The 12,873-nt window shown below is 50.4% G+C and carries 13 protein-coding genes; 6 read left to right on the forward strand and 7 right to left on the reverse strand.

All coding sequences use genetic code 11. The features are described from left to right. The first annotated feature begins 186 nt into the window (after positions 1-186). Complete coding sequence (locus tag A7Z06_RS01040; RefSeq protein ID WP_010348212.1) at positions 187-834, forward strand: TetR/AcrR family transcriptional regulator; 648 nt, start codon at positions 187-189, stop codon at positions 832-834. On the opposite strand, the gene ytfB is transcribed toward A7Z06_RS01040, so the two are convergent. Then, entirely contained in the window at positions 818-1,456 is a 639-nt protein-coding gene (gene ytfB, locus A7Z06_RS01045) for a cell division protein YtfB (protein ID WP_001119455.1), read from the reverse strand. The two genes, A7Z06_RS01040 and ytfB, sit on opposite strands and share 17 nt — an antisense overlap. Positions 1,457-1,673: 217 nt before the next feature. Between ytfB and fklB the strand changes: the two genes are divergently transcribed. Together fklB and cycA are read left to right on the forward strand one after the other, a co-directional pair. After that, positions 1,674-2,294: an FKBP-type peptidyl-prolyl cis-trans isomerase gene (gene fklB / locus A7Z06_RS01055; protein WP_000211237.1), complete on the forward strand. Its 621-nt coding sequence runs from the start codon at positions 1,674-1,676 to the stop codon at positions 2,292-2,294. A 308-nt stretch (positions 2,295-2,602) separates the two neighbouring features. Continuing rightward, complete coding sequence (gene cycA, locus A7Z06_RS01060) at positions 2,603-4,015, forward strand: D-serine/D-alanine/glycine transporter (RefSeq protein WP_000228333.1); 1,413 nt, start codon at positions 2,603-2,605, stop codon at positions 4,013-4,015. A 44-nt stretch (positions 4,016-4,059) separates the two neighbouring features. On the opposite strand, the gene ytfE is transcribed toward cycA, so the two are convergent. The 3 genes from ytfE to qorB form a co-directional block, all read right to left on the reverse strand. Continuing rightward, positions 4,060-4,722 carry an iron-sulfur cluster repair protein YtfE gene (gene ytfE / locus A7Z06_RS01065; protein WP_105279309.1) on the reverse strand — a complete coding sequence of 221 codons (663 nt, stop codon included), beginning with the start codon at positions 4,720-4,722 and terminating at the stop codon, positions 4,060-4,062. Between the two features lie 107 nt (positions 4,723-4,829). Further along, on the reverse strand, positions 4,830-5,795 hold the full coding sequence (locus A7Z06_RS01070) for a DMT family transporter (RefSeq protein WP_010348216.1): 966 nt from the start codon (positions 5,793-5,795) through the stop codon (positions 4,830-4,832). Between the two features lie 107 nt (positions 5,796-5,902). Continuing rightward, positions 5,903-6,763: an NAD(P)H:quinone oxidoreductase gene (gene qorB, locus A7Z06_RS01075; RefSeq protein WP_000560593.1), complete on the reverse strand. Its 861-nt coding sequence runs from the start codon at positions 6,761-6,763 to the stop codon at positions 5,903-5,905. A gap of 88 nt (positions 6,764-6,851) precedes the next feature. On the opposite strand from qorB, the gene A7Z06_RS01080 reads away from it, so the two are divergent. Further along, on the forward strand, positions 6,852-7,232 hold the full coding sequence (locus tag A7Z06_RS01080; protein ID WP_010348218.1) for a winged helix-turn-helix transcriptional regulator: 381 nt from the start codon (positions 6,852-6,854) through the stop codon (positions 7,230-7,232). Between the two features lie 128 nt (positions 7,233-7,360). On the opposite strand, the gene cpdB is transcribed toward A7Z06_RS01080, so the two are convergent. Next, positions 7,361-9,304 carry a 2',3'-cyclic-nucleotide 2'-phosphodiesterase gene (gene cpdB / locus A7Z06_RS01085; protein ID WP_000238254.1) on the reverse strand — a complete coding sequence of 648 codons (1,944 nt, stop codon included), beginning with the start codon at positions 9,302-9,304 and terminating at the stop codon, positions 7,361-7,363. 170 nt (positions 9,305-9,474) lie between these two features. Here cpdB and cysQ point away from each other — a divergent pair, with 170 nt between their 5' ends. Further along, positions 9,475-10,215, forward strand: a complete 741-nt coding sequence (gene cysQ / locus A7Z06_RS01090; RefSeq protein WP_000893402.1) for a 3'(2'),5'-bisphosphate nucleotidase CysQ — start codon at positions 9,475-9,477, stop codon at positions 10,213-10,215. On the opposite strand, the gene A7Z06_RS01095 is transcribed toward cysQ, so the two are convergent. Continuing rightward, positions 10,205-10,762: a YtfJ family protein gene (locus A7Z06_RS01095; protein ID WP_000175265.1), complete on the reverse strand. Its 558-nt coding sequence runs from the start codon at positions 10,760-10,762 to the stop codon at positions 10,205-10,207. The genes cysQ and A7Z06_RS01095 overlap by 11 nt on opposite strands. A 324-nt stretch (positions 10,763-11,086) precedes the next feature. Here A7Z06_RS01095 and A7Z06_RS01100 point away from each other — a divergent pair, with 324 nt between their 5' ends. Then, a complete protein-coding gene (locus A7Z06_RS01100) occupies positions 11,087-11,293 on the forward strand; it encodes a DUF1107 domain-containing protein (protein WP_000689228.1) in 207 nt (68 codons plus the stop codon). Positions 11,294-11,352: 59 nt separating this feature from the next. Here the strand turns inward: A7Z06_RS01100 and A7Z06_RS01105 are convergent, their stop codons facing one another. Further along, positions 11,353-12,696, reverse strand: coding sequence for a hemolysin family protein (locus tag A7Z06_RS01105; RefSeq protein WP_000935031.1), 1,344 nt, complete (start codon positions 12,694-12,696; stop codon positions 11,353-11,355). Positions 12,697-12,873 lie beyond the last annotated feature (177 nt).

Below are 12,873 nucleotides of genomic sequence, written 5' to 3' on the forward strand. Positions count from 1 at the left end.
TTTCCCTAAGTGACGATTAGCTTGCGACGTGCGGCAAGAAAGATCAACCATCTGGTTGGTTGATATGCGATAGTGATCACAGGACATTTGATAACCCGATGAAAGTACAAGTTTTTAGCCTTTTTACTGGAGCTTCTAATTAATCGGGTTAAGATAGTCATCTTGAAGAGGTCGTGGGGAAGCGTTATGTATCTTGATACCAGCAACGTACAGAGCCTGAAGGAAAAGCTGCTGTTATGTGCGGTTAATGAATTTGCCGAATATGGTTACGAAGGAGCCAGAGTCGATAATATTGTTAAGGCCGCAGGGTGCAGTAAACAGACGGTTTATCACCACTTTGGTAATAAAGAAAATTTATTTATCGAAGTGCTGGAATATACCTGGAACGATATTCGACAAAAAGAAAAATCCCTGGATGTTTCAGGTCTTCCTCCACAAAAAGCAATTGAAAAAATCATCGATTTTACCTGGGATTATTACATTGCTAACCCCTGGTTTTTAAAAATTGTGCATAGTGAAAACCAGAGCAAAGGTGTGCATTATGCAAAATCACAGCGTCTTTTAGAAATTAACCATGCGCACTTGCAGTTAATGGAATCTTTGTTGGCTGAAGGGAAGAGACTCAATATTTTTAAGCCAGATATCGACCCGTTGCAGGTGAATATTAATATTGCCGCGCTTGGGGGATATTATTTGATCAACCAGCATACGCTTGGCCTGGTTTATCACATCAGTATGGTTTCACCCCAGGCACTGGAAGCCAGACGTAAGGTCATCAAAGAGACAATCCTTAGCTGGCTTCTCGTTGACCCTTCATCTACCGCGCACGAATAAAACTGCCATCCGGCTGGCGGGTAAACAGAACCTGTTGATTATTCCCCGTATCAATGGTTAAGCCCGTCACTACGCCGCTGGCGTTCTGGCGGATTTTCACCATCTGCCCGTTTTGCAAATTACTCAGTGGCTTACCCGCGCCTTCTACCTGCGCCATCGCATAGACATCGGTGGCGGGTAGTCCGTGGTCGCGGAATAGCTGCGCCATCGTTTTACCTGGTTCGACACGATAAGAGCGCCACTGATTATCTATTCCACTATCTGGCTGGAATGGTTGCGTTTGCGAGGTTTGTGGCTGATCTTCCGGTTGGCCTTCCTGTATCGGTTCAGGGGCGACCGGAGCCACCTGATCAGGATCATTTTGTGGTGTGACTAATTGCGCCCGCAGCTGTTCTTCTGTCGGCGGTTGTGATTGCGACTGAATATCTAACTGCGCTTCACGCGTCACTACCGGCGCGTTGGGCGTATCATCAGATGGAAGCAGAAATCCGACCACCAATATAATGGCGGCAATAATGATCCCCCGACGATGCATCGGCGGCAGCGGGTCCATGAAGCGAAAATTGTCCGGCGCGTGCCAGACTTTCTCCAGGGTTGGTTTTAGTTCAAAGCGCCCGGGCATGGTTTCCTCCTGCTCCGCGTCTTGTTCCTCAATCATAGCCTATGAATAAGCTAACGCTATGATGTCCGTGGTAAACCCGCCTTTATTATATTCATACGGGATATTGCTATTGTTTCTTTTTCCCCGGGATTTGTCATCATTCCCGCGACAAAGTTTTACCCAAAGAAGTGTGGCTGATATGCTGCCCGCTACTTTATACCCGAAGAAAGGAAATACGATGACCACCCCAACTTTTGACACCATCGAAGCGCAAGCAAGCTACGGTATAGGTTTGCAGGTAGGGCAACAACTGAGTGAATCTGGCCTGCAAGGGTTGCTGCCAGAAGCACTGGTTGCAGGCATTGCCGATGCACTGGAAGGTAAACATCCGGCTGTTCCGGTTGATGTGGTGCACCGCGCGCTGCGTGAAATTCACGAACGTGCCGATGCCGTTCGTCGTCAGCGTTTCCAGGCGATGGCTGCTGAAGGTGTGAAATACCTGGAAGAAAACGCTAAAAAAGAGGGTGTGAATAGCACCGAATCTGGCCTGCAATTCCGCGTGATCAACCAGGGTGAAGGCGCAATTCCGGCACGTACCGACCGCGTTCGTGTTCATTACACCGGTAAATTGATCGACGGTACTGTATTTGACAGTTCCGTTGCCCGTGGCGAACCGGCTGAATTCCCGGTTAACGGCGTGATCCCTGGCTGGATTGAAGCACTGACTCTGATGCCGGTAGGTTCTAAATGGGAACTGACCATCCCGCAGGAACTGGCATATGGCGAGCGCGGCGCTGGCGCCTCCATCCCTCCGTTCAGCACCCTGGTGTTTGAAGTCGAACTGCTGGAAATCCTCTAAGCAGCGCATTCTGTTCCCCTCGAACCAGAGGGGAGCAGGCATTCAGCAATAAACCCTTCAGTTTGCCAAACGACGCTATTTTGTGTTGAAAAGACCCCGTAAGCGTGTATTTTTGTGAGCTGTTTCGCGTTATCACCGTGATATGACACCCACTTTAAACATAAAATTAACATTAGATCTAAATCTTAGTATTCATCCCGCGTATTGTTACCTAATATCGATGAGTCCCGATACAGATTCGTCGTATCATAGACTGACTAAAGGCCGCAGAGCCTGAACAACACAGACAGGTACAGGAAGAAAAAAACATGGTAGATCAGGTAAAAGTCGTTGCCGATGATCAGGCTCCGGCTGAACAGTCGCTACGGCGCAATCTCACAAACCGACATATTCAGCTTATTGCCATTGGCGGTGCCATAGGTACAGGGTTGTTTATGGGTTCCGGTAAAACAATCAGTCTTGCCGGGCCGTCGATCATTTTCGTTTATATGATCATCGGTTTTATGCTCTTTTTCGTGATGCGGGCAATGGGGGAATTGCTGCTTTCGAATCTGGAATACAAATCTTTTAGTGACTTCGCTTCCGATTTACTGGGGCCGTGGGCGGGATATTTCACCGGCTGGACTTACTGGTTCTGCTGGGTTGTAACCGGTATGGCAGACGTGGTGGCGATCACGGCTTATGCTCAGTTCTGGTTCCCCGATCTCTCCGACTGGGTCGCCTCGCTGGCGGTGATCATTCTGTTGCTGGTTCTTAATCTCGCCACCGTGAAAATGTTTGGTGAGATGGAGTTCTGGTTTGCGATGATCAAAATCGTCGCCATCGTGTCGCTGATTGTCGTTGGTCTGATCATGGTGATGATGCACTTCCAGTCTCCGACCGGTGTGGAAGCGTCGTTCGCGCATTTGTGGAATGACGGCGGCTGGTTCCCGAAAGGCTTAAGCGGCTTCTTTGCCGGATTCCAGATTGCGGTTTTCGCTTTCGTGGGGATTGAACTGGTCGGTACAACGGCTGCGGAAACGAAAGATCCGGAGAAATCACTGCCACGCGCGATTAACTCCATTCCGATCCGCATCATTATGTTCTACGTCTTCGCGCTAATTGTAATTATGTCTGTGACGCCGTGGAGTTCTGTGGTCGCGGAGAAAAGCCCGTTTGTTGAACTGTTTGTGTTGGTAGGTTTGCCTGCTGCTGCCAGCGTAATTAACTTTGTGGTGCTGACCTCTGCGGCTTCTTCCGCTAACAGCGGCGTATTCTCTACCAGCCGTATGCTGTTTGGTCTGGCGCAGGAAGGCGTCGCGCCGAAAGCATTCGCTAAACTCTCTAAACGCGCAGTACCCGCGAAAGGGCTGACCTTCTCTTGCATCTGTCTGCTCGGCGGCGTGGTGATGTTGTACGTGAATCCAAGCGTGATTGGTGCGTTCACGATGATCACAACCGTTTCCGCGATTCTGTTTATGTTTGTCTGGACGATTATCCTTTGTTCGTACCTGGTGTACCGCAAACAACGTCCGCACCTGCATGAGAAGTCGATCTACAAGATGCCGCTCGGCAAGCTGATGTGTTGGGTATGTATGGCGTTCTTTGTATTCGTCATCGTGCTGCTGACGCTGGAAGAGGACACCCGCCAGGCGCTGCTGGTTACCCCGCTGTGGTTTATCGCGCTGGGGTTGGGCTGGTTGTTTATTGGTAAGAAGCGGGCTGCTGAACTGCGGAAATAACCGCATTATCATGCTGGATGGCGCAATGCCATCCAGCTTTTAGATCACTTACCTGCCAGCGCGCGTGGGAACAGTACATTGTTTTCCAGACTGATGTGATCCATCAGGTCATCAATCAGTTCATTAATGCCGTTATACATCGCTTTCCAGGTGGTGCAGGCTTCCGGCGGCGGTGTGACGTTATTGGTCGTGTGTTTAATCACTTCCAGCAGTTCGCCCGCTTCATCGTGCTCGCTTTCCATCACACTGATAGGCCCCATTGCCTGGCTACCCATGCCTTGTTTAATCATCGGGAAGAGGATCTGCTCTTCTTTCATCATGTGGCTGGAAAGCTCTTCATGCAGCATAGTCAGGTATTTTGTCAGCCCTTTTGGCACACTTGGTTTGTCGGCGTGAACGCGCTCGACTTTAGTAGCTTGCAGGATCAGTTCCGGCAGTTGTTCGCGGTGACGATCGTGGTAGCGCACGATGATATGGTCGATGATTTCCGCCAGCGGCGCGCTACGCCAGTCTTTCTCAATCGGTTGTTCAGCAAGCTTTGCCAGTTCGGCTTCAATGACGTCAACATCCAGCTCTTTACGTGCTGCCGCGCGCGCCAGCGTCTGCTTACCGCCGCAGCAGTAATCCATATCATATTTACGAAACAGAGCCGAAGCGCGAGGAATAGAGAGCGCCAGTTCACCTAAAGGTTGGTCGCGATAAGCCATAGCTGATACCTCATTCTTAATAAGATAAGGTGCATTTTAAATGCATCTTTAAATTAAAAGCTATAACCCTTACGTAGCAGAGGCTTATTTAACAGACTGGCAAGGTGTCAACTTTCAGAGACAGATTCAATTAAAGGTTTTTCGGGTTTTGCTCTGACTGCAATGACCACGCCAACCACTAACAGCGCGATACCGCTCAGCGTCATCAGCGGCGGCATTTGCTGGCGGAGTAAAAAGGTGTACAGCAAACCTGCCAGCGTTTCGAAAACAATCAGCGGCCCGAGAATCACTGTCGGTAATCGCTGGCTGGCGACGTTCCAGCAGAGTGCGCCGACCCATGAGCAAAGCACGGCTATCGCAATCATCAGACTAATAAACACCAGCGGGCGGGGGCCAAAGGGTAGGGAGAAGTCCGGCGTTTGCGTATTCAGCCAGTAACAAGCGACGAGATAGCCGATAAGTGAAACCGGCAGCGTGACCAGCGCCTGCGCCGTTGCCCACATCATCGGATGTTTGTCGGGATTTTCCCGCAGCCAGCGGGCGTTGCGCAGGGCATACCATGCCCAGCAGACCACGGAAACTAACGCCAGCACGATGCCAGAGGTATAACGTGCCCAGTCAAAATCGGGGAGTCCGTGGTTTAACTCAGCAATATTCACGCACGCAAGGCCAATGCCAATACAAACCAGCGCCGGGGCGAGTTTCCCCCATGCGAGTTTGCCGTCGCGCTGGCTATAAAGCAGATTGGCAAAGACAGGAATCACCACCGGCAGGGTGCCGATAATCATCGTGGAAACAGGCGCGCCGGTACGTTGAATGGCACTGGCAAGGCAGAAATAATAGATGAGGTTGCCCATCATAGTGAGCATCAAGGCAGTAAGCCAGTCGCGACGCGCCAACTGACGCAGACGCACGCGTCCCAGCCAGGCAATGGGCAGCGCAATTAACCCTAACGCCAGATAACGCCCCATCGACTGCAACATTGTCGGGTATTCCGGCACGATCAACGGCCCGACAAAAATAAGCCCCCACATCAACCCTGCTAACAGGGCGTACAGCACGCCGCTAATCATTACTGGCATCCATTGATCTGTCAGAAGAAAGTTCAGGAAGCAGACATGATTGCTCCCGGCATCCCGTCATTATCAGAGAGGATGCGGGAGGATGCCACTTTAATTAACTAGTTATTAACATTAAAAAGATTGCTTACGCTTTCGGCTAACGTTGTCGTCGGGCGACCAATCAGTTTACTCAGCGTTTTGCTGTCATCAAACAGACCGCCTTTTGACGCGCCAACGTCAGAATCCGCCAGCATATCCGCCAGTCCGTCGGGCAGTCCGACGCTTTTCAGTGCAGCGGCGAAATCGGCTTCGCTCAGATTTTGATAGGTAACCTGTTTGCCGCTCTGTTTGCTTAGCTCTGCCGCTAACTGTGTCAGCGTCCAGGCGCTGTCGCCCGCCAGTTCGTAAACCTTGCCTTCGTGACCAGCTTCGCTAATCACGCGCGCGGCAGCGGCTGCATAATCTGCCCGCGTTGCTGAGGCAATGTTGCCATCGCCCGCCGCACCGATAAATACGCCGTGCTCCAGTGCTGCCGGGGCGCTGGCAAGGTAGTTCTCGGTATACCAGCCGTTGCGCAGCAGGGTATAAGCGATGCCAGAATTAGCCAGCATTTTCTCCGTCTCGATGTGCTCATCGGCGAGGCCGAGCGGGGAGGTATCTGCATGTAGCAGGCTGGTATAAGCGATAAATTTCACGCCAGCCGTCTTTGCGGCATTAATAACATTACGATGCTGCGGGGCACGTTGACCCACTTCGCTGGAAGAGATCAGCAGTAGTTTTTCCACGCCCTGTAGCGCAGATGTCAGTGCGGCTTCATTGCCGTAGTCAGCCTGACGCACGGTAATGTCTTGCGCGATTAATGCCTGGGCTTTTGCCGGGTTACGTGCGATAGCCACTATTTGGCTGGCAGGAACGGTTTTCACCAGGGACTCAATAACATAGTGACCAAGTTGGCCGGTTGCGCCGGTAATAGCAATCATGGGATGCCTCCATCGGTTTGTCTTGTGTTTAAATACGCTAACACCTAAACTTACTTTTAGTAAGTACACACAAAAAGGTAAGTATGAAATGAGTCAGGTTAGTCTGTCGCAACAACTGAAAGAGGGAAATCTCTTCGCTGAACAGTGCCCGTCGCGCGAGGTGCTGAAACACGTTACCAGCCGTTGGGGGGTATTGATTCTGGTGGCGCTGCGTGAAGGCACTCATCGCTTTAGCGACCTGCGCCGTAAAATGGGCGGGGTGAGTGAAAAGATGCTAGCGCAGTCGTTACAGGCGCTGGAGCAGGATGGTTTTGTTAACCGTATCTCGTATCCGGTGGTGCCGCCGCATGTGGAATATAGCCTCACGCCGCTGGGCGAGCAGGTGAGTGAAAAGGTTGCTGCGCTGGCGGACTGGATTGAGATTCATCTGCCAGAGGTGCTGGCGGTGCGGGATGAACGTGTGGCATAACTGCCGGATGCGCTGCGCTTATCCGGCCTACGGTTTATGGCTTGTAGGGAGGATAAGATACGGTAGCATCGCATCCGCCAATAAATGCCGGATGCGGTTGATGATTTGTAGGCCGAAAAAGATGTCTATTACTGACTCAAATCCACCTGATAAATCGCAAACCCGATATCATCGGTCGCGACTTTATTCATCGGATACTGCCCCTTCTCTTTAATAAACGCTGCGGCTTTATCTGACGGGGATGTTTCAAAACGGATATCCAGTTTCTTATCGCCGGGGATCGGTGCCAAACGCCAGTTGTTATCTGCTGCCGGGTGAATTTCCCCCGCACGCTTCGACTCTTCAGCAATCCACGCTGCCAGCACCGAGCGGTTCTCATCAGGTGAAGCAAAAGCAATATGGCTATCGCCGGTTCCGGCAAATTTGCCGCCGTAAGCGCGATAGTTATTGGTGGCAACGAGGAACATCGCGTTCGGATCAATCGGTTTGCCATTAAAGGTCAGGTTCTTAATCCTTTCCGCATTGGCATTAATCACCTGACATTCACCGTCATAGCGGGCGGGCTGGGTGACGTCAATCTGGTAATTCACGCCATCAATAACATCAAAGTTATAGGTGCGGAAACCGTCCCAGTTAATTAAAGACTGCGGTTGAGTGCTGTTGGGATCAATCTGGTTAAACTGTCCAGCGGAGCATTCCAGCCACTCTTTCACCTCTTTACCGCTGGCTTTTACCACAATCAGCGTATTGGGGTAGAGATAGAGATCGGCGGCATTACGGAAGGTCAACTGGCCTTTTTCCACCTCCACATAGCTTGCCGGGTCATTTTTGCGACCGCCAACTTTAAACGGTGCAGCAGCAGAGAGTACCGGCAGTTTTGCCAGATTCGGGTCGCCCTGAATGTAATGTTCGACATACGCTTTTTGCGCGTTGTTCACCACCTGAACGGTCGGATCGTCCTGCACCAGCGCCAGATAGCTATACATATTGTCGGCAGATTTTCCGATAGGTTTGCTGACAAACTGGCGGGTGGCATCGTGATCGGCTTTCAGCGTTTCGACCAGCTTGCTGTCTTCCGCAGCCAGTGATTTTTTGTTGGCGATGTCGTAAATCGGTCGTGCTTCCGCTTTTGCCTGCGTCACCTGCCATTTACCGCTGTCATTACTGAGTTGCAGATCGACCACACCGAGATGATCGCCCCACATGCCAGGCATCACTGCCGGAACACCGTTCAGCGTACCTTTGGCGATATCAGCCCCTTTGATATCAGCAAAATCTTTACTCGGGAAAACGGCGTGAGCATGGCCAAACATAATGGCGTTAACGCCCGGAATTTCACTGAGATAATAAACTGAGTTTTCCGCCATTACTTTATACGGATCGGCAGACAGCCCGGAATGCGCCAGAACGATAACGACATCGGCACCTTTCTCGCGCATTTCAGGCACGTATTTGCGCACGGTTTCGGTAATATCATTTACCGTCACTTTTCCGGATAAATTAGCTTTATCCCAGCCCATGATTTGCGGCGGCACGACGCCAATATAGCCAATCTTCAGCGTCTGTTTTTTTCCGTCTTTATCGACCACTTCGGTATCTTTAATTAAATACGGTGTAAACATTGGCTGTTTGGTTCTGGCGTCAATGACGTTGGCATTTACATAAGGGAATTTCGCTCCCGCCAGCGCATTTTTCAGGTAATCCAGACCGTAGTTAAATTCATGATTGCCGAGTGTACCGACCGTATAATCCAGCGTATTCAGCGCCTTATAGACCGGATGAACATCACCCGCTTTTAATCCTTTCGCCGACATGTAATCCGCCAGCGGGCTACCCTGGATCAGGTCACCGTTATCGACCAGTACGCTATTTTTCACTTCATTGCGCGCGTCATTAATCAGGCTCGCAGTGCGTACCAGTCCAAATTTTTCTGTGGATGTATCTTTGTAATAATCGAAATCCATCATGTTGCTATGCAAATCAGAGGTTTCCATTATGCGGAGATCGACTGTTGCCGCATTCACACTGGCGGCAATCAGCGTAGCAAGAAGCGTTGCACTAAACTTAACCATCTGGGCATCCTTTTATGAACGAGAAGATGAGACGTCTTTCATACGGAGCGTGAAGGATGCCATAAATAATAAATCAGGAAACGATGACGCCATCACAGTTGGCGGATTCTTTAACGATAGGGTATAAGTAAAACAACAAGTTAACACCACTGAAACAAAAGAGGTGGAGAATGTTAGAACAAGTATGTCAACTCGCACGGAATGCGGGCGATGCCATTATGCAGGTCTACGACGGGACAAAACCGATGGACGTCGTCAGCAAAGCGGATAACTCACCGGTGACGGCGGCGGACATTGCCGCGCACACCGTAATCATGGACGGTTTACGTACACTAACGCCGGATATTCCGGTTCTTTCCGAAGAAGATCCTCCCGGTTGGGAAGTCCGCCAGCACTGGCAACGTTACTGGCTGGTAGATCCGCTGGACGGCACCAAAGAGTTTATTAAACGAAATGGTGAATTTACCGTTAACATTGCGCTAATTGACAAAGGCAAACCGGTATTAGGTGTGGTGTATGCGCCGGTAATGAACGTCATGTACAGCGCGGCGGAAGGCAAAGCCTGGAAAGAAGAGTGCGGCGTGCGCAAGCAGATTCAGGTACGCGACGCCCGTCCGCCGCTGGTGGTCATTAGCCGTTCCCATGCGGATGCCGAGCTGAAAGAGTATCTGCAACAGCTTGGTGAACACCAGACGACATCTATCGGCTCTTCACTGAAATTCTGCCTGGTGGCGGAAGGTCAGGCGCAGCTCTACCCGCGTTTCGGGCCGACAAATATTTGGGATACCGCTGCCGGTCATGCCGTGGCCGCCGCCGCCGGAGCACACGTTCACGACTGGCAGGGCAAACCGCTGGATTACACTCCGCGCGAATCCTTCCTGAATCCTGGATTCCGGGTTTCTATTTATTAAGCAATTTTTGCAGCAAGTCCATGACTTGCTGCACTTCTTGCTGGGTTAACGCCCCGTCCTTCGCCCATTGCACGCGACCGTCTTTATCCAGCACTGCAATGGAAGAACTCTCTTCATCCAGTTGCCAGGCTCCGCGCGCGACGCCATTGCTGTCGACAATAAACTGCGACCACGGATAGAGCTTTTTATTGCTCTCCAGGCTGCTGCGCACAAACATACCTGAGCCGGGAATAGCGTCGTCGGTGTTGACAATGGTGGTGGTCTGGTAGCGGTCGTGCGGCAATTTCGCCGATTTAATTGCTTCAATCAGCGTCGCATTTTTCTCTTTTGCGGAGGTGCGACCGGCAATATGTTGCAGTACTCGCACTTTTCCCGCTAACTGCGCACTGTTCCAGGTTTTGTAGCTAAACTGATCTTTATCAAACACCAACTCGCCACGATCGGTAATACCAATCGGCGGTACGCGCTGACCAGTTTCGAATTTATGCGCGGAGGCCATCATCGGCAGTAGCAAGCAAGTCAGCGCGAGGATCTTGCGTAGGGTCATAGTGTTTCCTTCTTATCGTATGCAGGTGATCCGACCACTTGGGTCTGGCTTTTAATCATATGTGCTATTTATCGAATTTCCCGCAAGTGCGGTGCCAGTTTGCGGACAAGCGCACAAATCATATGAAAAATGAATGTTTATACTGAAGATTGTGGTTAGGTGAAGAGATAATTCTGAATAATTGTAACAGTGGGGTAAAAAAATTTATACACGCTGGAAACATTACCCCGATAGTCTATAGTCATTAGGCATTAAAATTTGCGCCTCATAATAGTTGGGCCGATTGTGGCACCGCAAAGGCGTAATACTCAGCAGGAGACAACAATGAAAATTTTCCAACGGTACAACCCACTTCAGGTGGCGAAGTACGTGAAGATCCTGTTCCGTGGACGGTTATACATCAAGGACGTTGGCGCTTTTGAATTTGATAAGGGTAAGATTCTTATCCCAAAAGTGAAGGATAAACTGCATTTGTCAGTGATGTCCGAAGTTAACCGTCAGGTTATGCGTCTGCAAACAGAGATGGCTTAACCAAGTGCTATGCAGTAATAAGACGGCTCCTGATTCAGGAGCCGTTGATGTTTCTGGGGTTATGCGACGCTTTCTTCTTTATCTTTGGCGTCAGGCAGTTTTGGCGAAAGGGCGGTGGCTTTACTGTCGATTCGCGTAACCAGTAGCTGGTCGATGCGGTAGTTATCAATATCCACCACTTCAAATTTGTAACCGGAGAACTTCACCGAATCAGTGCGTTTCGGGATCTTACGCAACATAAACATCATAAAGCCGCCGATGGTTTCGTAGTTGCCCGACTGCGGGAACTCGTCGATATCCAGCACGCGCATCACGTCGTCAATCGGCGTACCGCCATCGATTAGCCATGAATTCTCATCACGCGCCACAATCTGTTCTTCCAGCCCCTGACCGACCAGATCGCCCATCAACGTGGTCATCACGTCGTTGAGGGTGATGATCCCCACCACCAGTGCGTACTCGTTCATGATTACCGCAAAGTCTTCACCCGCAGCTTTAAAACTTTCCAGCGCCTCAGAGAGGGTCAGCGTATCAGGCACGATCAGCGTATTGCGAATTTGCACGCCGCTGTTCAGTGCCAGGCTTTGATTGGCCAGCACGCGGTTCAGCAGATCTTTTGAATCGACATAACCGATAATGTGATCGATATCTTCATTACAGACGAGGAATTTCGAGTGCGGATGCTCCGCCACTTTATTCTTCAGGCTTTGCTCATCTTCATGGAGATCGAACCAAATCACGTTTTCACGCGGCGTCATGGAAGACGGCACGGTACGGGATTCCAGTTCAAACACGTTTTCGATCAGTTCGTGTTCCTGTTTACGCAATACCCCAGCCAGCGCACCGGCCTCCACGACTGCGTAGATGTCATCAGATGTGATGTCATCTTTACGTACCATTGGCAATTTAAAGATACGGAAGATCATGTTCGCCAGTCCGTTGAAAAACCACACCAGAGGGGTGCAGACGAACAGGCAGAAGCGCATCGGGTTGATGATACGCAAAGCCACAGCTTCTGGCGCAATCATACCGATGCGTTTCGGGGTTAAATCCGCAAACAGAATAAACATGCCAGTCACTAACGAGAAAGAGAGAATAAAGCTCAGTTGCTCAGAGAGTTCCGCCGATATATAGCGGGAGAACAGGCTATTAAAAGCCGGAGAGAACGCCGCATCACCGACGATACCGCCGAGTATTGCCACCGCGTTCAGACCAATTTGCACCACGGTAAAGAACATGCCGGGATTTTCCTGCATATCCAGAACGCGCTGGGCGTTTATATTGCCTTCATCAGCCAGCAGTTTAAGTTTGATTTTGCGTGAGGCGGCAAGCGAGATCTCGGATATCGAGAAGAACGCACTCACAGCGATCAAGCAGAGTATGACTAAAATACTGTTTAACATATCTTATCCGACCGTTCAGGTCAGATCCTCGGAAGGGGAAGTTGATTAATTTGTGTGAAATACACATTGAAAGCCGGTTCGAAGAGAGTGAACCGACATTTTCAGTGGCTAGTATAGCGTAAGGTACTGTAAAGTCGCCAGAGGGTTAAATTTTTGCTTCATTTCGCTTTAGTTCGG

This window comes from Escherichia sp. MOD1-EC6819 (assembly GCF_002965765.1).
GTDB classification, from domain to species: domain Bacteria; phylum Pseudomonadota; class Gammaproteobacteria; order Enterobacterales; family Enterobacteriaceae; genus Escherichia; species Escherichia ruysiae.